The sequence below is a fragment of the Desulfovibrio sp. genome (genome assembly GCF_034006445.1).
Taxonomy (GTDB): Bacteria; Desulfobacterota; Desulfovibrionia; order Desulfovibrionales; family Desulfovibrionaceae; genus Desulfovibrio.
Genome location: NZ_JAVESS010000021.1, coordinates 1 through 24,940 on the forward strand (window position 1 = coordinate 1; position 24,940 = coordinate 24,940).

General features: G+C 55.4%; 18 protein-coding genes, 1 tRNA gene and 1 other RNA gene. 7 read left to right on the top strand and 13 right to left on the bottom strand.

The features are described 5' to 3' along the window. Positions 1 to 47: 47 nt before the first annotated feature. From rnpB to RBR41_RS12580, 5 genes are all read right to left on the bottom strand, one after another. Positions 48 to 407: RNase P RNA component class A (rnpB, locus tag RBR41_RS12560), an RNA gene on the bottom strand. Positions 408 to 506: 99 nt separating this feature from the next. Then, on the bottom strand, positions 507 to 1,283 hold the full coding sequence (locus RBR41_RS12565; protein WP_320352970.1) for a zinc ribbon domain-containing protein: 777 nt from the start codon (positions 1,281 to 1,283) through the stop codon (positions 507 to 509). Positions 1,284 to 1,304: 21 nt separating this feature from the next. Then, positions 1,305 to 2,096, bottom strand: a complete 792-nt coding sequence (locus RBR41_RS12570) for a Nif3-like dinuclear metal center hexameric protein (protein WP_320352971.1) — start codon at positions 2,094 to 2,096, stop codon at positions 1,305 to 1,307. A 460-nt stretch (positions 2,097 to 2,556) separates the two neighbouring features. Further along, positions 2,557 to 3,042 carry a nucleoside deaminase gene (locus RBR41_RS12575; RefSeq protein ID WP_320352973.1) on the bottom strand — a complete coding sequence of 162 codons (486 nt, stop codon included), beginning with the start codon at positions 3,040 to 3,042 and terminating at the stop codon, positions 2,557 to 2,559. Positions 3,043 to 3,327: 285 nt separating this feature from the next. Next, complete coding sequence (locus tag RBR41_RS12580) at positions 3,328 to 3,684, bottom strand: hypothetical protein (RefSeq protein WP_320352974.1); 357 nt, start codon at positions 3,682 to 3,684, stop codon at positions 3,328 to 3,330. Between RBR41_RS12580 and dcuS the strand changes: the two genes are divergently transcribed. The 3 genes from dcuS to RBR41_RS12595 are packed head-to-tail and all read left to right on the top strand — an operon-like array spanning position 3,671 to position 6,241. After that, complete coding sequence (gene dcuS / locus RBR41_RS12585) at positions 3,671 to 5,284, top strand: DcuS/MalK family sensor histidine kinase (RefSeq protein WP_320352976.1); 1,614 nt, start codon at positions 3,671 to 3,673, stop codon at positions 5,282 to 5,284. The genes RBR41_RS12580 and dcuS overlap by 14 nt on opposite strands. Continuing rightward, positions 5,281 to 5,955, top strand: a complete 675-nt coding sequence (locus RBR41_RS12590) for a response regulator (RefSeq protein WP_320352977.1) — start codon at positions 5,281 to 5,283, stop codon at positions 5,953 to 5,955. Before dcuS ends, RBR41_RS12590 begins: the two co-directional genes overlap by 4 nt. A 55-nt stretch (positions 5,956 to 6,010) precedes the next feature. After that, on the top strand, positions 6,011 to 6,241 hold the full coding sequence (locus RBR41_RS12595; protein ID WP_320352978.1) for an Ada metal-binding domain-containing protein: 231 nt from the start codon (positions 6,011 to 6,013) through the stop codon (positions 6,239 to 6,241). A gap of 300 nt (positions 6,242 to 6,541) precedes the next feature. Here the strand turns inward: RBR41_RS12595 and RBR41_RS12600 are convergent, their stop codons facing one another. From RBR41_RS12600 to RBR41_RS12610, 3 genes are all read right to left on the bottom strand, one after another. Continuing rightward, on the bottom strand, positions 6,542 to 7,357 hold the full coding sequence (locus tag RBR41_RS12600; protein ID WP_320352979.1) for a DUF169 domain-containing protein: 816 nt from the start codon (positions 7,355 to 7,357) through the stop codon (positions 6,542 to 6,544). A gap of 219 nt (positions 7,358 to 7,576) precedes the next feature. Then, a tRNA-Arg gene (locus tag RBR41_RS12605) sits at positions 7,577 to 7,653 on the bottom strand. A gap of 431 nt (positions 7,654 to 8,084) precedes the next feature. Continuing rightward, on the bottom strand, positions 8,085 to 9,665 hold the full coding sequence (locus tag RBR41_RS12610) for an outer membrane homotrimeric porin (protein ID WP_320352980.1): 1,581 nt from the start codon (positions 9,663 to 9,665) through the stop codon (positions 8,085 to 8,087). A gap of 261 nt (positions 9,666 to 9,926) precedes the next feature. Here RBR41_RS12610 and RBR41_RS12615 point away from each other — a divergent pair, with 261 nt between their 5' ends. After that, on the top strand, positions 9,927 to 10,286 hold the full coding sequence (locus RBR41_RS12615; protein WP_320352981.1) for a hypothetical protein: 360 nt from the start codon (positions 9,927 to 9,929) through the stop codon (positions 10,284 to 10,286). A gap of 375 nt (positions 10,287 to 10,661) precedes the next feature. Here the strand turns inward: RBR41_RS12615 and RBR41_RS12620 are convergent, their stop codons facing one another. From RBR41_RS12620 to RBR41_RS12630, 3 genes are all read right to left on the bottom strand, one after another. Further along, positions 10,662 to 14,675 carry an AAA family ATPase gene (locus RBR41_RS12620; RefSeq protein WP_320352982.1) on the bottom strand — a complete coding sequence of 1,338 codons (4,014 nt, stop codon included), beginning with the start codon at positions 14,673 to 14,675 and terminating at the stop codon, positions 10,662 to 10,664. Then, positions 14,675 to 15,982 carry a DNA repair exonuclease gene (locus RBR41_RS12625; RefSeq protein WP_320352983.1) on the bottom strand — a complete coding sequence of 436 codons (1,308 nt, stop codon included), beginning with the start codon at positions 15,980 to 15,982 and terminating at the stop codon, positions 14,675 to 14,677. Before RBR41_RS12625 ends, RBR41_RS12620 begins: the two co-directional genes overlap by 1 nt. Positions 15,983 to 16,146: 164 nt before the next feature. Then, entirely contained in the window at positions 16,147 to 16,737 is a 591-nt protein-coding gene (locus RBR41_RS12630) for a hypothetical protein (protein WP_320352985.1), read from the bottom strand. A gap of 671 nt (positions 16,738 to 17,408) precedes the next feature. On the opposite strand from RBR41_RS12630, the gene RBR41_RS12635 reads away from it, so the two are divergent. Next, on the top strand, positions 17,409 to 18,491 hold the full coding sequence (locus RBR41_RS12635; protein ID WP_320352986.1) for a glycosyltransferase family protein: 1,083 nt from the start codon (positions 17,409 to 17,411) through the stop codon (positions 18,489 to 18,491). A 138-nt stretch (positions 18,492 to 18,629) separates the two neighbouring features. Here the strand turns inward: RBR41_RS12635 and RBR41_RS12640 are convergent, their stop codons facing one another. Then, on the bottom strand, positions 18,630 to 19,781 hold the full coding sequence (locus RBR41_RS12640) for a metallophosphoesterase (RefSeq protein WP_320352987.1): 1,152 nt from the start codon (positions 19,779 to 19,781) through the stop codon (positions 18,630 to 18,632). Positions 19,782 to 19,794: 13 nt separating this feature from the next. After that, a complete protein-coding gene (gene dnaE / locus RBR41_RS12645; protein WP_320352988.1) occupies positions 19,795 to 23,277 on the bottom strand; it encodes a DNA polymerase III subunit alpha in 3,483 nt (1,160 codons plus the stop codon). Between the two features lie 317 nt (positions 23,278 to 23,594). Here dnaE and RBR41_RS12650 point away from each other — a divergent pair, with 317 nt between their 5' ends. Together RBR41_RS12650 and RBR41_RS12655 are read left to right on the top strand one after the other, a co-directional pair. Then, positions 23,595 to 24,275 (top strand): HD domain-containing protein, encoded by a 681-nt coding sequence (locus tag RBR41_RS12650; protein WP_320352989.1) that lies wholly within the window; start codon positions 23,595 to 23,597, stop codon positions 24,273 to 24,275. Positions 24,276 to 24,482: 207 nt separating this feature from the next. After that, the gene (locus RBR41_RS12655) at positions 24,483 to 24,929 is read left to right on the top strand and encodes a hypothetical protein (RefSeq protein ID WP_320352990.1); all 447 of its coding nucleotides are present in this window, start codon (positions 24,483 to 24,485) and stop codon (positions 24,927 to 24,929) included. Positions 24,930 to 24,940 lie beyond the last annotated feature (11 nt).

The following is a 24,940-nucleotide window of genomic DNA, read 5'->3' on the forward strand; positions in this document are numbered from 1 at the left end:
GAGGGGGATGGAACTTTCAGGCATGATTGAGCCTTTGGCTGACAGTATGCGGGAGTCGGACTGTAAGCCGGGTTCTGTCACAACGGTTGCCCGTGTGTGACCGTCATTCCTCTAGGAGTACGGTTGCCCGCACCCTCAAGCAACCTACCCGGAAGGCTGTGGCCGGGCCAGCCGCCTTCCCTATTTGGTCTTGCTCCGAACGGGGTATGCCGAGCATGCCGCGTCACCGCGGCATCTGGTGGTCTCTTACACCACCGTTTCACCCTTACCCGACCGAGGTCGGGCGGTTTGCTTTCTGTGGCGCTGTCCGAGGGTCGCCCCTCCTGGGTGTTACCCAGCGTCCTGCCCTGTGGAGCCCGGACTTTCCTCCCCGGGTTTTCACCCGCGGCGACGGTCTGTCCGACTCCCGCAATCTGGAGCTGCATGGGCGGCAAAGCACGCCGCAAGACCGGATCGCACAATCATAAATCGGGAGCGGTCCGGTCCTGGCTCATGAGCCAAAAGTTTTAGTCAGTCAGCGTCTGTGGCTTGGGGGCGCATTGCGGCGCGTCAGCCACGCTGAAGTGTTCGCACCAGAAAATGAGGCGCTGGCAGTTGGGGCAGCTCAAAATCTGCTGGCCGCGCTGCAGCTCGATGAAGGACTGCGGCGGAACGGCAATGTGACAGCCGGAGCAGATGCCTTCTTTAACAGCCACAATGACGGGATGTTCCAGGCGTTCGCGGATGAATTCGTAGCGCATGAACACAGGCTGGGGGATGGCTTTGCTGACCTGGGCGCGTTTGGCATTGAGCTCGGTAAGCGCGGCGTTGCCTTTTTGCAGCTTTTCTTCAAGGCCGTCACGCTTCACTTCAAGTTCGGCCTTTATGCCCATGTGGGTCAAGTCAATTTCGGCCAGCGCGTCTTTCTGGAACTGCAGTTCTTCCATGAGAGTCATTTTTTCTTCTTCACGGGAGCGGTTCACTTTCTCCATGCTGTCCATTTCGCGCATCATGGCATGGTATTCGCGCGTGTTTTCCACCTGCATAAGCTTGTTTTTGCTTTTTTTGATGCGGGCGCTGTCATCGTCGATTTCAAGCGACAGGCGCTTTTGCTGATCCTGAAGGTGGGTCAGCTTGTCCACTATATAGTTGCGTTGCGTTTCACTGGCGCTGAAACGCTGTTCAAGCGAATCCAGCTCGCTGGGGGCACGCTCCATGTCCTGCCGTACTGTGTGAATGGCGTCATCAACTTTCTGCAGCTCAACAAGCTGCTTTATCTGTTCAAAGTAAACGGCATTATTCATTTATTAGATCCTCCTGAGGATTCATGACAGGGCAACAGTGCGAAACGGGGATGCAGAAGGCACAAAGTGCACTGCAACTCCATGAGCACGTTGTTGGAGCACGTGGCACATACGGCGCATCATTTCTTCTTCAAGGCTGTGGTGACCCACATCCAGAAGCGGGATTTCAGCGTCCAGCGCAGTGTGGTATTTTACATCACCAGTAATGAACAACTGGGCCCCGGCCTTATGCGCCGCAGCCAGCAGTGATGAACCGGAACCGGTGCAGTATGCCAGCCGGTCTATTTTTCCAGGGGGCGGCCCGCTCAGGGTCGCCGTGGAAAGATCAAGAATGCTTTCCAGCGCGCGAATGATATGCTCGACAGTCTGGGGTTGCGGCAGGTCGCCCGCAAGACCATAACCCAGTATAGTCCCATCCGCGTCGGCAGGGGCTACCGGCTCAAGCACAGTCAGATTTTCGAGCCGCAAATCTGTGGCCAGCCAGCCCGCAGGCCCCTCGGGGTTGACGTCCAAGGAGGTGTGGGCCGCGTACAGGGGAACATCCGCGCGTAAAAGCAGGCGCAACACTTCATGGTATGCGTCAAGTTTTGTCGGCAGTGAGGGCTTGAGCGTCAAGGGGTGATGGCTCAGGATGAACTGCGCTCCAAGATCAAGGGATTGCCTGATGGAGTGCGGCGTCGGGTCAAGGCAGACCGCGATGCTGCTGACCTCATGCCGTAAGCTTGCAACCTGAAATCCGGAAAGGTCCCACGGAGCCGCTGCCTTCAAAGGTGCAACTTCTTCAATGATGCTAATTAATTCAGCTACTTGCATGTATGTGCTCCACCATAAAAAACGGCGCTTTCTTGCTTGGCAGAGAAAGCGCCAAAAATCACCGGCGTTAAAAGAAATTTGAGCGATACCGACAAGATAGTTTTATACCTACCAATTGGTGCGATGCCGTAATCCACAAATATCGATGTGCTCGCACCGTCAGGCTTTGAATCTTCATTTCATAGTTCTAAAATAGGCGGTTGTCAAGATTGGTTGTGCCCCAAAGAGCACAGATCCGGTTGCCCCGTGCTGGCGGAGAATGGCAGGGAAGCGCGTTGGCCTGCCGCTGAGAATCAGGTTTTAGAGCATGTTGCCTTTGGAAAAGAGTCCATGCTCTGCCGCTGCACGCAAGTGCAGCGCACCGTACCGTGGTGTGTATTCAGGCGGGAAATATTTTTTCGGCTGAATGATATTTTGCAGTGCGAGGCGTTTAAAAGGTACTCTGATCGTGTCAGCAAAATCAGTATGCCGTCTTGTCAGCATTGGAGAGCCATGTGGCGAATGTGTTGCACGCTTCGTCGCAATGCAGCTGCTCGATGGGCAGTTTTCTTTCTGTCAGATCTCTTGAGAGTTCCTGGTAAATGGCCGCATCATCAAAGCCCGCAGCCGCAGCGTCTTCGCGTGTATTGCAAAAATATATTTTTTCAATGCGCGCCCACCAGATGGCGCTGAGGCACATGGGGCAGGGTTCGCAGCTGGCAAAGACTACCGCGCCCGAGAGGTCAAAGGTTGCAAGTTTGCGACAGGCCTCGCGTATGGCCACAACTTCGGCATGGGCGGTAGGATCATTGAGGGGGACAACCCTGTTCATGCCCTCACCAATTATTTTTCCGTCCTTCACAATGACTGCGCCAAAAGGCCCTCCGCCAAGTCGCATGCTTTCTTCAGAAAGCTCGATTGCTCTTTTCATAAACCGCGAGTTTTCCATTGGAATCCCTTTTTGCATTCAGAAACTTTTGAACGTACTTAAAGTTGGCTTAAAATGGGCTGCTTGGCAAGCTGGAGTTGGCCGTTGCGGCCATTTGGCTTCTGCGTTAATTATACTGAATGAGTATGCGCAGCTTTTTTCGAATATTTCGTGATCTTTTTTTGCCGCAACCGCGCAATGCCTGCCCACATTGTGGCGGCCTCCGCTGCATCGGGGTTTGCCAGTTTGACAAGAACGCAGGGGAAAACAATTCTTCAACAGCAGGGGACAATGGAGAGAATCACGGCAATTCAGGCGTGAAAATCAACCGTAACAGCAAATAACGTAAAGCAAAATTTGACGCATTGGCCTGTTAAGCAGGCGCGGACACGATTTTTTTGTTTTGCTGCGTTGAATATCGTGAATTGTGTTTTGACAGACAGACATGATAGATAAAAACAGTTTTGCATCAAAAATGGTTACAGTATTTCCTTCCTGATACCCTGCTGAAGGGCAACATCGGTTCCAAGTGGGCGGATGCTCGTCGGCAGGATGCTCCGAATCATCTTTTGCAAAATTCCCTATTCCCTCGCCATCATCATCGGTTAGATTCGGGTGTTTTTGTTCGACAACACTATAATCATGGCAGTCGCCTGCATAACTACAGATGAATTTTGTCAAAAATAACAGCCTGTTCATCAGGCTTGTAATGATGGTCAGTCTGGCCCTCTGCCCCCCCATACTTCTGAGTCATTTTGCAAGCTCGTATTTTATCAGCAAATACGGCTTTGAACAGGCGGAACAGACAGTCTCCAATGTGGCGCAGCTTACCGCAGAATCACCAGTAGTCATTGAAGGAATGCGGTCACCCAAGGGTGACGCCTGGCTTCAGATGACAGGCTTTCTCCACATGCTCACAAGTGTTTCCGGTGTAAAGTTTATTGTGCTCATAGACATGCATGGCAACCGTATATATCACCCTGAGGAGCAAAAAATCGGCGCGCACATTGTCGGCGGCGACGAGGGCGAAGCCTTGCAGGGCAAGACCTATATTTCTTCCGCCCGTGGCACCTTTGGTTTTTCGCAACGGGCATTCAGGCCCGTGCACGACGAAAATGGCCAGCAAATCGGTGCCGTAGTGGTTGGCATCATGTCCCGTGATATTGAAAAAAACGTCTCCCGTCTTACCAGCCCCATGACGTGGCTGTTCAGCCTTGCTCTGATCATTGGCCTTCTGCTGGCCGTTTTGCTGTCACGCAAAATCAAAAAAATTCTCTTCGGCCTGGAGCCGCACCAGATCGCCCGTCTTCTGGAAGAGCGCACCGCCATTCTGAGTACCGTGCGCGAGGGCATCATTGCCATCAACAGGAATAACAGACTTGTTGTCGTCAATGAAATGGCTGAGAAAATTCTGCGCTCCGCAGGGATACAGGGGGAGTTGCTTGGGCGCCCCGTACAGGAAGTGGTGCCGTCAACGCGCCTTGATGCCATCCTCAAGGAAGGAAAGCCTGAATATGACCGCGAACAGAACATTAATGGACAGATCATCATGACCAATCGATCCCCCATTATCATTCAGGGCAAAACCATTGGTGCTGTGGCGACATTCAGGGATATGACGGAAATGCGCGCCCTGGCGGAACGCATGACGGGGCTGAGCAATTATGCAGAGGCTTTGCGATCCCGCTCGCACGAATATCTGAACAAGCTGCACGTTATTTCGGGCCTGCTGCGCAACAAACGCTATGAAGAACTTGAAGAATATCTGTCACAGATCATAGGCAGCAAAATACGCGAAACATCATCCATCAAGGTTAACGTGCAGGACCCAATTCTTGTGGGACTTTTGGAAAGCAAGTTCAGCCGTGCCCACGAACGCCATGTTACGCTGACACTGGGCGGCAGTGGCGTTATTCCGCCGCTTTCGCCAACAGGGTCGCATGCTCTTGTGACAATACTTGGAAATCTTGTGGACAATGCCTTTGACGCTGTCAGCTATACGCAGGAAAGGCACATTGATCTGTCCGTACATTGCGAGAATGATACCCTTGTCATAACCGTTGCGGATACCGGGCGGGGCATTAACGAAGAACACCTGCCGGAGATCTTCAAAAAAGGCTTTTCCACCAAGGGGGCGGGCAGAGGCATCGGCCTGTATATGCTGCTTTTGACTCTTGACGAGCTGGACGGTTCCATTGAGGTTGATTCTCATGCGGGGCAGGGGACGTCCTTTACGGTGCATATTCCCCTGGCCATGCTCATCAGTGGAGGGCGGGCATGATCCGCACGATAATTGTTGAAGACGACCCTATGGTGGCTGACCTTGCCGCGGGATATCTGGAGCGTATAGACGGGTTCAGTCTTGATCATACCGCCAGATCGGCCGAAGATGCTCTGGACCTGTTGCGTGCCTGCCATGTGGATTTGGTGCTGCTTGATGTGTTCATGCCCGGGATGGACGGTATGGAACTGCTGCGTATTATAAAATCCCAATTTTTTCATACAGATGTCATTATGATCACGGCAGCCCAAAGCAGCGAAGATATCCTGAAGGCCCTGAGGCTTGGAGTGGCGGATTATATCGTCAAGCCCTTCACCTTTGAGCGCTTTCGTGAATCCATGTTGCAGTTTCAAGAAAAGCGCCGCCTGCTCATGTCGCCTGAAGTCGCCATAACCCAGGACATTCTGGACAGGCGTATTTTCATAAAAAAGCCCGAAAGGGGCGCTGGCAGGCCAAAAGGGATTGACGCCCAAACCCTTGAAACCGTTGTGTCAGTGTTGAAAGAACAGCCCGGCCTCTTCAGTCTCAAAGACATTGAACGCCTGGCCGGAATTTCGCGCATTTCTTTGAAGAAGTATTTCGATTATCTGGCCGAAACCGGGCGGCTTGGCAGTTCCAAGGGATACGGCGGGCAGGGGCGACCGGTAACCCTGTATAATTGGCTGGGGTGAGCATTGCCCTGAGACGGCCCATTGTGTCACTGAACCTGACTTCTGGAGGTGCAGCATGCCACGCATAGTAACCATGGCCTTTGTTTTGACCCTCGCCCTGCTGGCGGCAACCCCGGGCATGACTGCCCAGGCGGAATGGCCAGCCTACAGGGGAAACGTAAAGTCCCGCATTTACCACAACAGTGGTTGCAAGTATTTCAATTGCAAGGCGTGCACTGTGCCGCTGGCTTCTCCACAGGAAGCGAAAGCAAAGGGCTTTCGGGCCTGCAAAGTCTGCGGCGGATAGCTTGGAACATCTGAGGAAGTCTTGCCTTTATTTCTGAAGGTGTGCCTTCACTGAAACGTATGCCACTAACAAAATAGTGTTCATGACAAATTGACATGAGAATACAGGAATGAAACAAAGCAGAGAATGATGTGATGTTGCCGCCATAAACGGTGATATATATACTCCGGGGTAACTACAGTGTAACCTCAGGTGCCGGTGGATAATAAAAATGCCCTTACGAGTTATCGTAAGGGCATTAAAAAATAGGTGAACAAAAAGAAAATAGCTACTCTAAGGGGTTCTGCCTAAAAGATTTTTTTATGCCTTGGAGCAACTGGCGCAGGCTTCCGGTTCTGTGCCGCTTTTCTTGAAGATGATCAAGGGGCAGTTTTTACAGATATCCGCGCCCGGGAAAGGATCGCCGGGACGAGATATGGATGCGGCCCCTGTCTTTGCTATGCGTTCCATCAGGCGATCAACCGTGGCCCCGATGTGAGCGCCGGGAATGAAGACGTTCAGCTCACCGCGCTCGGTTTTGCCTGCGTTGTAGCTGCCGGAGCAGGCCGGGCACATGTTCATGCTCTGTTCAAGGTGGGTGAACACAGACCCGCCGCAGGCGGAGGAGCTCATAGTCACCATGGGGCGCAAGGGATGGGTATCTGTTCCTGCCATGTAATCTACTGCCAGATGGTAGGACTGCAGGTTGTCGCAGTAAAAATGTACCACGTCAGGCTGCATGACGGCGTCAGCCAGCGGGCCCACAGACACTGCGACAATGGAGTTCATAGGCAGGCGGGGCTTGGTGCGCAGGAAGCGCTCGGCCTGCGCCAAGTCTTTGCAGTATTTAGATTGTGATTTAATTTCAGCTTCGTCGATGTCTTTCCAGCCGAAAGAAACCTGGGAGTTGGTACAACCAAGCTTTTCCTTGGTCGCCAGCACGGTCTGCCCCTGCATGCGTGCTGTTATTTCCCACTGGCAGTAAGTAATTGGCTTAACGGGCTCAACATAACGGGCCTTCTTTTTGAACTCTTCCACATCTGCCTGAGTTTTATGAAAATTTACGGCGATGGGAAAATGGTACAGTCGCAGCTCCCGCATCAACAAGTCCTGCATTTCTTTGTACGTCAGGGGCATTGCGATCTCCTTTTTTATAGTTAGTAATCATTGCCAGTATGGGTGGTAATTGTAAAAGATATTGTTCGATATGGCTATACCCCTAAGCCCCTTTTTTTGACTTTTACTTCAGCAGGGGCGGGTGACAGGCGGGTGACAACCTGGGCAACCAAATCCAAAAATTTCGCATAAACAATAAAAGGGATGCGCGATAGAATCGCGTATCCCTATGAAATGTAATGGTGCGCCCGACAAGAATCGAACTTGTGGCCTACAGCTTAGGAGGCTGTCGCTCTATCCAACTGAGCTACGAGCGCAACCGCGTATATATATTTGTCGGATTGCATGGTGTCAAGTTTTTTGCTTTTATTTGAGTGTCGCCTGTAGGCAAAAACTTTCCGTTAGAGCTTGTAACTTTTTCAAAGGTTACAAGCTCTAACGCTGCACGAGAGTGCAGCGTGCCGAACTCGGTGTGGACTCTGCCGACAATCGAGTTTTTGGGTAGAATGACAAATAAAAATGTGACGGTTTTTTTAACGATGCTCTGATCCTGGTGGGGATTATCCCGGCAGCACAGCACCACAGGATATGCGGTTGTTTTGAGCGTCTTGTGTGTTCCTGGCCCACAAGTAAAATCCGCCGCCTTCAATGAAGAAGGCGGCGGTCAAAACGCGCACGGGAAGGAGGCGCGCGCAGTTGTGGATTGGATTGCCGGGGCACAGGCGAGCCCCGAAGTGGCACTCAGGGTCTAGAAGCTGTAAGCGAAAACAAGCTGGGCTTTCCAGGCGTCTTTTTTGTCAAAGCTGCCGTTGCCGCCGCCGTTGTAGTAACCGTCTTTCTTCCAGGTGTCCTGATCCATCATGTTGACAACGTAACCCAGTTCAAGATTGGCTTCAAGATTTTCGTAGATCTGCCACTGGTTGATCAGGTTGAATTCAAGCAGGCCGTCGTTGGTCGTCAGGTACGGGCCATCACCGCCGTAGCCTTCTCTCCACGAATAGGCGTTCTCCATATACTTGACCATGGAGGGAGAGTTGGTGCCGCCCCAGTAGGCCACGCGCAGGGTATGCTTGAGGTCTTCAAGGAAGCTTATGTCCTTCAACTGGCCGCCGATGCCCCAGGTGCCGGCATAGGACATGTTCCAGTCTGCAACGTTGCCGGGGCCTGCACCCCAGGCAAGATTGCCGTCGCCAACGAAGGAGGTGAAATTGCCAGCTCCCGCGATTGAAGGCATGCGCTCGGAGCCGTTCTTGATGTTGCCGTCATCGCCAGAGCCGTACCAGCCAAAGATGCCGGGGGTGGCCCAATCCAGCTTGTATTCGACCAGAGCCTTGACGACAAAGCCCTGCCGTTGAGTGCTGCCGCGTACGATATCATTAGCGTCACCACGTTTCATTACATCAAAGCGGCCCATCTCTTCCACATAGCCGTAATTGATGTCGAACTCGATGTTCAGGGGATCAAACATGGTGATGCCAACAGGCAGACCAGCCCAGAACATGTTGCCATATTGCTTGCTGGTACTGCGCGAATTAAGCGGGGAGTTGCCACCAACATAGTTGAAGCCAGGCGTCAAGCCGGGAATTGTCAAGCCAAGAACACCATCGTTGGTTGCCCAAGGTTCGTCATTGTTGGGAGCTTCAAGGCCGCGCAGGGCATTGCGTCCAAGCAGGCCGTACATGGCCCAGGGCGTGATTTCAATACCGTCAAACGTCATAGGCAGAGAGACGGCAAAGAGATCCATGTTGTCAAGGTAGTTGTCTTTGGCTTTGCTGTCGTTAATGCCGTATTTTTTTGCATTGAAGTTGTCATTGACCGGGCGCGCCCAGAAGGCGGTGAGGCCGACATTTTCGTTGAATTTATAGTTGCCCACAACCGCAGCAACGTCAGCGTCGAGGATGGAAGAGCCGCCAGCCATATTGGGCAGGGCAAGGGCCTGTATGCCCATGCGCATACGGGCTTCAGTCTGGGGGATAACCCAGTCGATATACGCATTCTTGAGTTTGATGGCGCTGTTGCCATCGGCGCCAAGAGCGCCGCCTTCATCAGCCTTGCCCCAGTTCTGGGTACCGATTTCAAAGTACACGGTACCGGACAGTGCTTCTGAAGCCACTGCATCCAACTGCAAACGCAGACGCTGCGCAGCGCCGAACATATCGTTGTCGTTGACTTTTTCTTTAGGGCCATGACCGGGTTCTCTTGTGTGTTCGGTCAGCGTGGCGTCAGCCAGGCCGAAGCCCATAAGCCATTCGCCCTGAGCCTTGAAATCGATGGCTTTGGCCCCCCCGGCCGCACCCATCAGCAGACCGGCGGCAAGCAACGCCACCATGCAGCTCTTTTTGAAGTGTTGCAAACCTTTCCTTTGCGTAACGTTCATACCTTTTTCTCCAGGTTGTATAGTTTGTGTGGCGGCAATGCGGTCAGGCCAGCATTTTGCCACATTTGGGCTCCGTGATTGTCATGTCAGCGATAGCACTTGGCGATGGCAAGGCCCCTTCGCAACGCTCGCTGAGAGACCATGACCTTTGCTGACAGGTCAGTTATGGGTTTCATGCCCATGCTGGGCATGGTGGCCGTCATGTGAATGGCCATGCTTGTGTTGCTCGCCTTTGTTATGCCCGCACTTGCAATTGGCGCAGTTGCCCTTGCAAACATGCTTCTTTTCTTGCTGGATGATGACCCTGTTTCCTGTAACGGCCATATCGAAGCCGCTTTTACCTTTGAAAATGACTTGTTCTTTATTAAAGCCATTCAGGATCATGGACGTCTTAAAGGTGTCTACAACCGATGGGTTGGGGTGCCGTATCTGACGTACATCAATGAAAATACGCTTGCAGGCGGCGTGATTGAGCTGAAGAAGATCAAGTACTGCATTGGCCTGAGGAGGATCAAATTGATCGTTAAGGCAAATGTGGAGGTTTTCGTTGCTGAAGCGGTGGGTAACGTTTGAGTTCTGAGTGGAACTGCCATTGTGCGCCATGCTTTCCTCCAGGATGCGTTGTTGGCTGGGCGCAAAATGACATTTTTGAAAACCAATGTCAACAAAAATGAAATTCTTTTTCAAATCATATGTGTGCGACATCGGTAAGATGCAGGAAAGCCAGATGAAAGAGTATGATGTTTTTCAGGGGTAAAATTTTACAACAAAACAACAAAATATTGCCATGCTCCAACTGAAGACATGGTACAAGAGTATCTTTATCAGTGTCAGATGGAGACCTGTAGAAACGGTAAACTACGCCAAATACAATCAGCCGTTGTCCTGATGAGGGACAACGGCTGTCTTGGCGTTTGATTGGTTTTGATGCAGGTTGCGCTAATGTGGTCAGGCGGCGCGGATTTGTCCCTGTTCAACACAAAAGAGCGTCGCTCCCGGTTCTGCCTTGCGCAGCAGATCCACCATATGGGGCTGGCAAGTAAAATACAGAAGCTGATGCCCCTTGCTGCTGCCCGAGTCCGTCAGATCCACAAAAGCCCTGGCCGTGCGTTCAGCCCGTTGCGGGTCAAAGTTGACCAGAACTTCATCCATAATAATGGGAAGAGGGACGGCGTGCGCCGCATGGTTCTTAATATAGGCCAGCCGCAGGGCCAGATATGCCTGCTCACGCGCGCCTCTGCTGAGATTTTCAGGGGCAAGGGCTTCGCCTTGGGCGGGCAGGATATTCAGCGTCTTGTCCTCAAGAGAAGCGCTGATGCCGAGCCAGCGGCGACCGGTAATGCGGGCAAATATTTCTGAGGCAAGCCGTATGACTTCAGGTTGCCTTTCGCGCTCAAAATTACGCTTGGCAGCTTCAAGAATGGCGCGCGCCAGTGCCCGACGGCTCCAGTCATAGGCCATACGCTGCATGGCTTCTTCAAGAGCGGCAGCTTCCTGCTGCAATTGTGCCAGTTCCTCATTGTGCGACAGCGCAGCAACACCGGAGCGCAGGGTACTCACCCTGTCGCCCAGTTCCTGCTCCTTGCCCTGAAGCTGAAGCAGTTCTTCGTTGATGTTTGCGCAGCGTTTTTCCTGGACTTCCTGGCTTTCAGTTTCGAACTGGGGCAGGAATTCTTCCAGGGGGCATTTGTCGGCAGCAAGGCGCAGGGCATCTTCAAGGTCAAGACGGCGTTGGGCAAGGCTGCGCTGTTCTTCATGGCGTGCGGCCTGCCGTAAAAAGTCTTCGGCATCAGCTGCTCCTGCCAGGGCAAGCAGGCTACGCTCTGTGTGGATGGCGGAATCCAGGGCGGCCTGAGCGGCGCGTGCCTCGCTTTCAAGCTCCACCAGTTCCTGATCCAGCCCAAGACGGCGGGTCTGGCCCACGGCCATGGCTTCTGCCGCTTCCAGCGAAGCGTCCAGGCTGGCCAGCCAGTCCGGTTCATCGTCAGTGCCAGCCAGGGGCGGGCGATTCAGGTTGGCGAGATGCTGCGCCAGGGGTTCACGCAGGGCAGCCAGTTCCGCATGGCTCTGCGCCAGTTCAATACGTGCCCGTTCCAGAGCGGATTCGGCCAGCAGGCAATTTTCCATATACTTGAAAGCTTCACGCACCGTTTCAGGATCAAGATCCGTACCCAGCCCCAGTCCTTCAAGGCAGTGGGCCCACTGCGCACGTGCAGCATTCAGGCGATCTTCAGCCGCGCGCAACTCTGCAGTGGCTTCATTCTGACGTACCTTGCAGCGCTGCCTGTCGCTTTCGGCATTCTGCAAGGCGGCCTCGGCCTTGATGCGCTGTTCACGCACGGCGTCAGCCTCCCGGCAGGATTCCAGTATCTGGTGCGCAATCTCGGCAAGAGTATCGGAAAGATTTTCGTCTGGCTGCAAAGGCTGTGCGCCATTGGGCGTAAGCGGGAGGCGTTCCGCCACCGCTGCCATCTTGCGCATGCGCTCCTCGGTGCGCGCAAGGTCTTCCTCAAGAGCGTCAAGTTCGGCTTGGGCGGCGGCTACGCTGCTGTAGGCCAGTCTGGCGGCTTCCGCTCTGGCAAAAAAGGCCGCAGCGCCCTCCGGAGCAGGGACATTGCCAACCTTGAGCGAGAGCATGAACTCATGCCAGCGGCGTCTGGTTTGCTGCACGACGCCTTCAACTTCCTGGCACAGCGCCTGCCGCCTGCTGACCTCGGTGCGCGCGAGATCCGTGGTGCGCTTGAGCCCTTCCATATCCTTGCGGGCGCGCTCTTCGTGAAAGCATTGCTCGCGCTCGCGTTCGAGCAGCACTTCCATTGCTTCCAACGTGACCATATCCATGCTCTGCACCTGCGCTGTCCGGCAGAGTTGGCGGGCCTGTTCTTCCAGTTCAACCAGGTGGTTGGCACATGTGTCACGTCGATTTTGCAGGCTGGCCAGTTCCTTTTTGCGGCGTTTGGCCTCAGGGCCATTGTGCGGCAGCCCGCCAGCCAGAAAACCCACTCCACAAAGCAGAATGAGATAGCCAGACCAGAGGTTTATGGGAAAATCCAAACCTTCGTTCAGTGAAATAACCGTCAAGCCAAGTCGCCAGTACGTAAGCAGCATGCCAACACCTGACGCAAAAAAAATCAGGCCCAAAAGCAGCAGTGGAAGATTTTTAATGCTTTTGACAGGCGGTTCACTGTCCAATCGTGCATCCAGTTCACTGAGCCGCAGCCTTTCTGTCTCCAGCGTGGCTGAAAGGGCGCGCAAAGAGCGCAGGGCTGCCGTTTGCCCGTCCAGGTGTTCGCGGGTGGGGCCGTTTTTGCCGCGCTGCTCCTCGCGCAGGGCATCCATGCGGGCCTTGACGGAGAGCAGATGTTCCTCGGCTTGCTGCACGGCCTGGGCCGCTTCACCAGCATGATCCAGCCGCTCCTGCACGCTGGCCGCCAAATCAAGCGCTTCGTCCTGACGGGCCAGCAGCGCGTCCAGTGTCGCCACGGCCCCGCTGTTGGCCTCCAGAGTTGTACCGCCAGAAAGCTTCAGCGGAGTGAGCGCACGGGCAAAGGTGGTGCGCGCTTCCAGCAGGGTACGCTGGCGCAAAGGAATCTGGCGTCGGGCTTCTTCCTGGCGGGCCAGAGCCTGGCGCAGCGTGTCGCGTTGATCGTCATCCAGGGCGGCCACCGGGATAGGGAGCAGCGCCAGATTACTATGATGTGCAGCCACTTCGCGCTCGGCGGCCTCCACATCGCGGTTGCACTGGTTCAGCGTGTCCACTGCGGCCTGGTGCGCGGACACGGCAGCCGTCATTTCGCGTGCCTGTTTTTCAAGATCTTCACGGGCGAAAAGCGAGCGGTCAGTCTGACGGATGCGGTCGCAACTCCAGTCCGGCCCAAGGCGCGCCAGTTCGCGGGCGAGATCCTCCTCGGCACGGCGGCAGCGGTCATTTTGCGCGGGAAGGGCCGTCAAGGCCTGCCGATAGCCGCTTTTGCGTTCAGCCAGGCGGCGCAAAGCCGGCAATGTTTCCAGCAGGGGCATATCCAACTGCACCGCGTCACGACGCTCGCGCAAGAGATCAAGCTTTTCTTTGCGGGCGGCGTGATGACGCTCGCAGCTTTCCCTGGCTTCCTGAGCGCGGGCCAGGCGGGCCTGAGCGTCTTCGGGGAAAGATTCGTTAAGAGGGCCGAGCCGCTCCAGAGCGGCGCAGACCATGCGCCATTCGTTCCATTGCAGCCAGACGCCCAACCGACGTTCCAGCAAGCGCCGTTCCTCTTCAAGCTGCGCCTTGTAGCCGCGCACCGCAGTCAGTTCGTCGCGTTTTTGATCCAGTTCACGGGCCAGGTCGTCAAAACCAGCCTGTTGCTGGCGCAGTTCTGCAATACGCTGGCGCAGTTCGTTGAGTTGCTTGAGGGCTAGATTAAGGGGCGGTTTGCTGCCGCCGGACTTGAAAATCTCGTCATTCTGTTTTTTCAGGATATTGAGGACTTCACCGGGGGCGCGCAAGCCGGGGCCAAAGCTGGCGCCATAAAGGGCATGGCGTACGCTTTCGCCGGTGAGGTTGCCCATATGTTCCAGTTCGCTGAGGCTGAAACCGAAAACATTGCGGTACACGTCCCGGCTGACGCCCGAAAGCAGGCGGCGTAAAACGTCTTCGTCCAGAGGTTTGCCCTGACCGTCCGTAAGGGATACCTGCCCGTTTGCGCTGCCCGGACGGCGCGTCAGCCGTAAAAGCTGCGCATCATCAGCGCGCAGGGTCAGGCTTCCGCCTGCCGTGCCGCCACGCAGCGCGCCGGGGATGAGCTTGCCTTCCTTGCTGTTGGGGGCCGGATAGCCCGCCAGGGTGGAGCGCAAAAACTCCAGACACGTGGATTTGCCCGCTTCGTTTTCACCCAGAAAGATGGTGAGGCCGGGGCCAAGCCCCTCAACAGTTACATCAGAAAAAATGCCGAACCCGTCCATATGGAAGGACTGGATATACATCAGCGAACCTCCAGAAGGTCGGTGCAAAGGCGTTGGGCCTCCTCAAGGAGCGCCTGCATCTGGGCATCGTCGGGCTGGGCCAGAATTTTGCGTAACTGCCCATGGGTGAACAGGGGGGCAAGGGCCGGGCCCGCCACCTCCTGAAAAGCTTCATGACTTTCACCCATGCGTTGGGCCATGCGGAGCGTTTCGCCAAGCAGATCCTCGCGTTGCAGGTACTGGGCGGGATCCGTGGCCGGGCTCGTGTCCATACGTAAATCCTTGACCCATACGCCGGGCGTGCCGCTGGCAAGGTGCCCGAGGCGTTCCAGAAGGTCTTCCTGATTGCTGGAGTCACGCAGGACGGCGTCAAGGGCGGTACGACCATGCAGGTTTACGCGCGCAAGCAGGGCTTCACACCCGGGATCAGTATCGCTGGCGGCATGGTCAAGGCATTGAACCAGAGAGTTTTCCACCTGGTCAATCTGCTCAGTGCCGCTCAGGTCCAGATCCAGGGTGGCCCATTGCACGGGCCCAAGACGCATGAATTCTGCACTACAGCGCCAGGCGCAGGGGACGGCGGACTGATCCGCGTCGAAATTTTCGGCACGGGCCGTGACCAGGAGGCAGCCACGGGGCCCGGTTTCATTGATGTGCAATCCCTGACTGTTGCCGCTGTAGGCAATAAAGGGCTCGTCACACAGGATACGGCGTTCGTGCACGTGTCCAAGCGCCCAGGCGTCCAGTTCGGCGCTTTTGAGGTCGTCCAGCGAGCAGGGCGCATAACGGTCAGCCTTGCTTTCACCCTCTACGGTGCAATGCAGCACGCCCAGTTGAAAACACGTCTGTTCGGCATCACGCCGGAACAATCGGGCCAGGTTACGGCCTTCACGGATTTTGGCGTGACTGATGCCATGTATGATGGCCAGGGGTTTTCCATCTTTTTCAATGACATGACGTTCGACCTCAGGGCCGAAGATGGTCACATTGTCGGGCCAGCGGATGGAAGCGAGCAGCGAATTGAGCGGATCATGATTGCCGTGGGCGATAAAAACGCGTACTCCCGCATCGCGCAGGCGCAAGCAGCCATCGCGAAGGCGCAATTGGGCTTTAACGCTGCGATCTTCTTCATTATACACGTCGCCAGCCAGCACGAGAAAATCGGGTTTTTCTGTTTCGCACAGGCGAAAAAGCCGATCCAGCGCTTTGAAGGTGGCTTCATGCAGCAGCTTGGCCAAATGGCCGCCCTGAGCGGTTTCGCGCGAAAGCCCGCGAAAAGGGGTATCCAGATGCAGATCGGCTGCGTGGATATAACGTACAACGTCCATGCGTGGCCTCACGTGGAATGGGTAATGAATAAGCGCCAAACTTTAGACTTTTTCTTGAAGCAAGACAAGCGCGCACAAAGTTACGCAGGGAGCAGTTCTGCTGCGGTCATAATTACCATGCAGTTACTGTTCTCTGAAAAGAACAAAAATATAATGGAATGGAGCTAGTTTCCGTTCAGAGTGCGCAAGCGGATGCACTCATTGGCCAGTCGCATCAATTCCAGATTGTCGGGGACTTCCTTGAGGCCGTTGCGCACATGACCAAGAGCGCGCACATATTCTCCTGCGTTGAGCATGGCAGTGGCCATCATGGCAAAGACGGCCTGTTCGTCCTTGTAATATTTCATGACTTCAGCAAAGCAGGCGTCGGCTTCAGAGGGTCGCCCCTCGGAGAGAAGTTTTTTGCCTTCCCTGAGATTGCGATCAATGTTGAGCTTGCGTTGCAGTGTGCTTTCATAATCCTCTTCTTCAGCGCTGTCTTGAAGTTTTTTATAAGTATCTGATAATAATTGTAAAAGTTCTTTTTCGCTGCCGGGCTGATATGCAAGCGACGCAGGCAGAATATCTTTCAGGCCAGGGTCTGCGACCAGTTCGCTGACCGTCGTGCGAATATCGCTGCGCAGGTCCGTGGGGGCAGGCTGGCCACCCAGATCCTTGAGGGCTGTTATGGTCAGATAGAGCGCGCGCATGGGGTCGCGGCGAGCGCAACTGGCTTTGGCGCGGCCAAGGTCTTCACGGATTTTGCGAATGTTCATTGATACCTCATCAAGTCTCGGAACATGTTTGCATTGAGGATGTATACTTTCATCATGTTGCGCCGCCTGCGCAGCATGTGCGGGCACAACCGGATTGCATCAGGGCCAGGGGGGCCTGGCGCACTCGCCAAAGCGTTTTCAATCGCCAAAGCGTTTTCAACGGGGAACTGTCGGGTGCAGCCGCATGCAACGGTCAGGGAGCCCACTACGGCGTGCCATCCACATCTTCAGTTTATTCTTTGGTTTATTCTTTGTGCATGCTTGTGGGCAGCGGATCTTTGAGAGCATACTTTTTCAAAGTTGACGATACCCCCGCTGCGACGTGTACCAGCCCGGAAGCGCAGCGTTTGCGCCTTCACATTTGCGCCTTCACGTCTTCTTGCGCCTGCTCACGCAGCCGCCCGAACAGCTTCAACGTGAAAGTGCATTTGCTTCTGAATGCTAGATAATAAAAGCCTGTACCGTCAAGATGTTGCAGGTATGCGTCATAATTGCGGCATTGACGGCTGCGCTGGCTGCTTGTTATCCTGCGCAGCTATACGGCAAAGGAATACTGCTTTTACGCATCATTACGGCATCCTGAACTTTGGGGCCATCCGGCTTCCGGGCATGGGCAAAGCCATGCACGCGGAGCAGGAACAGGCGCAGGCCGCTAACAGAAAAGGAAAATTATGGCGCGCATTCTTTATGGCATACACGGCACCGGGCATGGACATGCCATGCGCGGATTGACCATCGCCCGCCGCCTTTCCCGCCACGAATTCCTTTTTATCGCCGATGACGATGCGCCCAAGATCCTTGAGCCGGAGTTTCCTGTTCGCCGCCTGCCCAATCTGGGCACAGTGTTCAAAAATTACAAGGTGGATTTTGCGGCCACCATCAAAAAAGCCCTGCCCATACTTTGGCATCGCCAGCGGTATATTGATCAGGTTTCGCGTCTGATTGACGAATTCAAGCCCGATGTCTGCATGACCGATCTTGAGTACTTTGTGCCCCGCGCTGCGGAAAAGGCGGGCCTGCCGTGCCTGACCCTGGATCATCAGCATGTGATCACGTGCTGCCGTCATGACCTTCCGCCGGACATGTGGTGGGACAGCTTTGTGCAAGGGCTGACGCCACGGTATCTTTTTCGTCCCACGGCAGAAAATCTCATTATTTCCTTTTACGCTCCGCCTGTCTTGCCGCAGTATAAAGCCAGAATAGCGCCGCCCATTTTGCGGGACAGCGTGTTGGCGCTGAACCCGCGTGATGACGGTCATGTGCTGGTGTACCAGAGCAATTCCACGCACCGCAAGCTGGTGGATTTTCTGCGCGCGGCCACACGCAAAACCTGCTATGTTTTCGGGTATGACCGTGAAGAAGGGCAGGAGGATAATGTCATCTTCATGCGCAAGAGCGAAGAGGGTTTTTTGCGCCTGCTGGAAGGGTGTTCATACGTCATCCAGGGGGGCGGCCACACCCTCATGGGCGAGGCCCTGTATCTTGGAAAACCCATCCTCACCCTGCCTCTTAAAGCCATGGTGGAGCAACGCTTCAACGCATTGTACATTGAGCGCCTTGGCTACGGCATGCAAGCCGACATGCTCACGCTGGAGCCGGAGTTGCTCCGCCGCTTTGAGGCAAAGCTTCCTGATTACAAGGCGGCCATCGCCAGAGGCAGTTTTTGTGGCAACGAAACCGTGTTCGGTCTGATTGATTATTTTATCAGGCACGGCTCCTTGCCCATAGTAGGCACGCCCAAGGTTGAAGAATAAGCTGAAGCATCTTGCGAAAAAGTTAAAGTAAAACTTTAAGGCTGCCTACAAGGCCGCCTTTTTGCTGGAGTATTTTAATTTGAAATGAGTTAAAATGCTCTGCAGGGATTGTTCTGAAAATCCTTGCCACGAGATGCTTTAGTTGACCGTTGGCGTAAAATGCACTTTGACAACAAGAACTTCGGCGCGCGATGTGTTGCGCATGGGCGGGCCCCAGGTGCCGATTCCTGCTGATACCACAGAATGGAGCCCATTTTTGGTCAGCAGGCCCAGCGGGTTTTCATACAGATTCTCCACCACCCAGTGAAAAGGCCATAGCTGGCCGTAGTGTGTGTGCCCGGAAAGTTCCAGCACCGCCCCTGCCGTGCGCGCCTCATCCAGTGAAGAAGGCTGGTGGTCCATGACCAAGAGCGGCAAATTGCCATGCTCCGGCGGCAGATCAGCAAGGATTTCTTTGAGGCTTTTGCGCGAACTCCCGGAAAACATGTGGCCGCTCAAATCATCTCTGCCAGCCAGTACCAAGGCATTGTCCAGGACATGCCACTGGTCGCGCAGTACCCGCATGCCGCTGCGGCGCAGGATATCAAGACTGTCATCGATGGGGCCGGAGATGTATTCATGGTTGCCCGGTACCGCCCAATGGCCCAGCCGGGGCTGTATGCGGGCCAGGGCTGCGGCCATGGCTTCCACGTCAACCAGAACATGGTCATCAAGAATGTCGCCAACGTAGAGGATGGCATCGGGCTTGTAGGGAGCCAGCAGATCCATGGCGCGCACAAGGCGCGGGGCCGTGATGATCCGCCCAAGATGCAAGTCTGCCAGTACGCCGAGGACAAGGGGCGAATGCGTGTACTGCCGGGCTACGGGCTTGTTGGTGCGTATGGTCAGATCGTACTGCCGCACCACAGGGTAGGCGGCATTGAACCAACTGGCGCAGCCGATGACGAAGGGCAGGCCAATAACTATCAGGGTGGCTCCCCAGCGGGGAGAAGTGGGGGGATCCGCCCACAGGCGGCTTGCCAGCCCCCAGATGTCCATAAGTAGCACCAGGCAAAAAACATAGAAAAGCATACCCAGCCAGAACGATCCCGCCCGCAGCAACCAGACCTCGATGGCGGAATCGCCGCCAAGCTTGTACAGCAGGGGAAATGACGCGCCAAGCACAGCCACCGTGAGGCAGAGCGCCGGTCGCAGCCAGCCCGTATGGTCAAGTGCGCGCCATAGCCACCAGGCAATCCATCCATTGGCGAGGACAAGGGCAAACCCTGTCACAACGAAAAATTTTACCATAAATGGATGTGCCTTATGAAGCCCATGCGGCTATGGCCTTGTCCAGTTCCGGGCCAGGGCTGACCTTGAGGTTATTGTCCAGGTGCAGATGGCAGACGTGTCCTTCAAGGCAGACCTGAGCGTGAGTTTCCACGGGGCCAGGATGGTTTTCAAGGATGTTGCGCAGCGCCAGCAAGTCCTCCCGGCCCATGCGGTGCGAGGGAATCTGCACGCATACCGGGGTATCGTTAAGCCCGCAGCACTCTGCCATCAGCAGCAGACTTTGCCCCAGAAGCTTGAGTTCGCGAGGGGCGTCCTCATTGTCTTCGTCCAGATCGCGGCTGTCTTCCGGCTCCTTGTCAAGCCTGGCGGTAAGGCACAGCGGCTGCTCAGAATGGAGCAGCTGACGAACTTCCGCATAGCTGCGGGGGAAAAAGGTCACCTCGCCATGACCTGTGAGGTCTTCAATGGCCGCAAAAGCCATACGCTCGCCCTTGCTCTTGGTAATAACCTCGCGAATGCCGGTTACAAGCACGGCGCAGCGCACCTCGGCGCCGGGAAACATGTCTCGGGCGTCTTCAAGGGTTGTGAGTCCCAGACGGCGAATTTCACGCAAATAGGGTTGCAGCGGATGGCTTGTAAGAAAGAAGCCCAGAGCTTCTTTTTCGGCGCGCAGTTTGTCTTCGTCGGGCATTTCGGGCAGGTCGGCTTCAGGGCAGTCGAGTCCTATGCCGGGCTGCGGGGCGCTTTCCATTGCCGGAGCCATGGCCAGCAGGGACACTTGGTTGGAGTTTTTGTCCTTGGCCTTTTTCTGCGCGCGGGAGACCACCGCCTCAAGCGAGGCCAGCATGGCGGCGCGGGGCACGCCAAAGCAGTCGCAAGCGCCGCCCTTGATAAGAGACTCCAGAACGCGTTTGGTGACCTTGCGCAGGTTCACGCGGCAGCACAGGTCGAAGAGCGAGGCGAATTCTCCCTCAGCCATGCGGGATTCCACCAGTTCGCGGATGGCTTCGTCGCCCACGTTCTTGATGCCGCCCAGCCCGAATACGACCTTGCCTTCAAAGGCCGTAAACTCACGCTGGCTGCGATTCACTGAAGGCTGCACAACATCAATGCCCATGTCTTTGCAGCAGGAGACGTATTTGAGCAGCTTGTCCTGATTGCCCATTTCCGAGGTGAGCAGGGCAGCCATAAATTCAACTTTAAAGTGAACCTTGAGATAGGCGGTGTAGTAGGAAATGAGAGCATAGGCGGCAGAGTGCGACTTGTTGAAGCCGTATTCCGCAAATTTTTCCATCAAGTCGAATATTTCGTTGGCCTTGTCTTCGCTGATGCCGTTGCTTGTGGCGCCGGCCACAAAGGTGACGCGCTCCTTGGCCATGGCTTCGGCCTTTTTCTTGCCCATGGCGCGGCGCAGCAGGTCGGCGCCGCCCAGCGTGTAGCTGGCGATAATCTGGGCAATCTGCATGACCTGTTCCTGGTACACGATAACGCCGTAGGTGTCGCGCAGGCAGTCCGTAAGCGAGTCATGGGGGTAGATGACGGGCACCTGGCCGTGTTTGCGCTTGATGAATTCGTCAACCATGCCGGAGCCGAGAGGGCCGGGCCGATAAAGCGCCAGCATGGCGATGATATCTTCAAAACACGTGGGCCGCAGCATGCGCAGATACTGGCGCATGCCCGAGCTTTCCACCTGAAAGACGCCATCGGTCTCGCCCCTGGCGTACAGGTCGTACGTTTCGGTATCGGTGAGCGGCAGATTGTCCAGATCCGGCGGGGATTGCCCCTGAAGGCTGATGTTGTCCAGAGTATCCTGAATCAGGGTCATGGTCTTGAGGCCCAGAAAGTCGAACTTCACCAGCCCGGCTTTTTCGGTCATGGGGCCGTCGAACTGGGTCACAAGTTCGCCGCGTTTGCCAAGATAGAGGGGCAGGTATTCCTCCATGGGCTTGTCGGACACCACAAGACCTGCGGCATGGGTGGAAGCGTGGCGCGCGAGCCCTTCAAGCCGACGTGCCGTATCCAGCAGATGCTTGACCTGCTGGTCTTCAAGGTAGAGCTTTTCCAGTTCGGGTTCGGCTTCTAGCGCCTTCTTGATGGTCATCTTGAGGTCGGCGGGCACCAGCTTGGCAATGCGGTCGGTTTCGGCAAAGCTCATGCCCAGCGCACGGCCCACGTCGCGCACCACGCCCTTGGCCTTCATGGTGCCAAAGGTGGTGATTTGCGCCACCGAGCCCTCGCCGTAGGTTTCAACCATATGTCTGATGACGTCGCCACGCCGGCGTTCGCAGAAGTCGACGTCGATATCGGGCAGGGACACGCGTTCGCTGTTCAAAAAGCGTTCAAACAGCAGGTTGTAGGGGATGGGGTCAAGGTTGGTGATGCGCAAGGCCCATGCCACCAGTGACCCGGCGGCTGATCCGCGCCCCGGCCCCACAGGAATATTGTTGTTTTTTGCCCAGTTGATGAATTCCTGCACGATGAGGAAGTAACTTGGAAAGCCCATTTCCAGAATGACGCGCAGTTCGTACTGCAGGCGTTCACGGTACATGTCGGCGTTGATGGAAGCCCGATCCGGGTGTTTTTCCAGCCTTTTTTCAAGACCATCTTCGGCCAGACGGCGGAATTCCGATTCCATGCTGGCCCCTTCGGGCAACTGGTACACGGGGAAATAATGGTTGCCGAAGTCCAGAGCCACATTGCATTCCTCGGCGATGCGCATGGTGTTGGACAGCGCTTCGGGCACATGGCTGAATGACTTTTCCATTTCTTCAATGGACTTGTAGTACAACTCATGGGTGCCGAACTTCATGCGTTTGGGGTCATCCATGGTGGTCTGCGTCTGAATGCAGAGCAGAACTTCATGGGCTTCGGCATCGTCTGCGCCAAGGTAATGGCAGTCGTTGGTGGCCACCAGGGGCAGCTTGCAGGTTTCGGCCAGCTCCATAAGGGCAATATTGGCTTTTTCCTGTTCTTTCAGTCCGTTGGATTGCAACTCAAGGTAAAACCGGCCAGGGTAGATGCTGGCGTACTCCAGGGTGAGCTTTTTGGCGAGATCCATATTGTCGGCCAAAATGGCGCGGGGGATTTCGCCAGCGATGCAGGCTGAAAGGCAGGTAAGCCCTTCGGAGTATTTGCGCAGCAGGGCCTTGTCCACGCGGGGTTTGTAGTAAAAACCCTCAAGAAAGCCGTGGCTTACCAGTTTAACAAGGTTGTGGTAGCCTGTTTTGTTCTGGGCCAGCAAAATAAGGTGGTTACGCTTGCGGGCCAGAGGAGATTCCGTTTTTTTGTCCGTATGGTCATGGCAGACGTAAACTTCGCAGCCGAATATGGGCTTGATGCCGAAGTCTTTGCAGCCCTGGTAAAAGTAGGCTGCGCCAAAAAGATTGCCATGGTCTGTGATGGCGCAGGCGGGCATGCCGAAATCCTTGGCGCGGGCACAAAGATCCTTGATGCGTATGGCGCCATCCAGGAGGCTGTATTCGGTATGGCAATGCAAATGAACGAAATCGGACATGAAATCTCCGGAAATGCTGTATAAAGAATGGATTGAAGCGTGTGGTGCGGTGGGCCGCAAGCGCGCAGCGAGTGTGAGTGGTCTTTATAGCAAATGAGTCACCATGCCTCAAGCGGTTGATAGTCGTGCGGGCCCGGCGCATTGCCTTGCGTTCCGGCTGGGCGTATAAAAAAGTCATGGAAACGAGTACGGTAAACGCGTGCGATATCAGCGCGCATGAAAATTGGTTTGCGGTATATGCTGCCAGCAAGTGTGCGGAGGAGTCGGCCAATCCCCGTGGCGATGTGGGGCCTATGCACCTGAAAATACGGCATAGTATGGCTGTACTGGAGAATGCCAGGCGCATGGCTGCCTGCGAGAATTTTTCTTCTGTGCAGCGGCGTGTCTGCCTGCTTGCTGCGCTGTATCATGATGTGGGGCGGTTTGAACAATATTTGCGGTTTCATACCTTCAAGGACAAAGAATCGTGCGATCACGGCCAGATGGGGGTGCGCATCCTCAAGCAGGAAAAGCGCCTCAATGATGAAGCCCCTCTTGTGCGCAAAGCTGTATTGGCTGCTGTGGCGCTGCACAACCGTTTCGCATTGCCCCAAGGATTGCCGGAACTAACGGCAACAGCCGCCCATGTTGTACGCGATGCCGACAAACTGGATATTCTGCGCGTCATGGACGAACATTTGAGCGGCCCAGGCCCCTACAACCCCACCGTTGTGCTGAGCCTGCCCGATACGCCCGGCGTTTACAGCGAGGCAGTGCTGCGGGCGGCGCGTGAGGGACGTGTGGCAGCCTATGCGGACCTGCGCAGCGTCAATGATTTTCGCCTGCTGTTGGGAACCTGGTTTTTCGACATGCATTTTGCCTCAAGCCGCCGCCAGTTTGTGGAGGACGGCCATGCCTTGAACCTTTTGCGTGGTCTGACCACGAGCGCTCCCTATGGACAGGTCAGGCAGGCGATGCTTGAAAAACTTGGAGCGCTGCATGACACGGCATCACTCTGAAACTGTGCCCGTGACCCTCCCAGGTCTGCAGCCTGGTCAGAATTCGGGCAAAAATTGGGGCCAGAATTTGAGCCAGAAGCCCGACCAGAAGCCGGGTCAGGATCCGGGCCAGAATCCGGGTCAGGATCCGGGCCAGAAGTTCGGGGCTTGCGCGAGGCCGGCAAAACAATGAATACCCTGCACAGTGACCAGCCAGCTTGGAGGGGCTTGACGGATCTTCCCGAACCCCCACGTTTTTTTCCGTCAGCCACGCTTGCGGCCAGAATTCCCTGGCCTGTTGAAGCCCTGTCCGCACCGCTCAATCCTGCTCCTGAATCCCTGTACAGCATGCTTGGCGCGCCCTGGCCGCTTTTGCGCATGGCGTACAGGCTTTTTTATCTTTCGCAGCCCCAAGGCGAGGCTCTTCTGAGCCTTGCGCTTACCGCCGCAAGAGAGGTGCTGGTGGCGGATTTCAAATGTGCCGAACGTAATCTGGAGTTGCCTTGTGTTGCCGCTGCCGCGTGTCTGCGGGAGATCTGCGGGGCCCGGAGCACGTCATTTATGCGCGCTGGCGGACTTGAGGGCATGGTTCACCGTCTGGGACTGACGGTTTCAGAGCGCCATCCCCTTCTTGGCGGAGCGGCGGTGTTATTGAGGCTGCACGCAGCGCGCTGATCGGGCTGCAA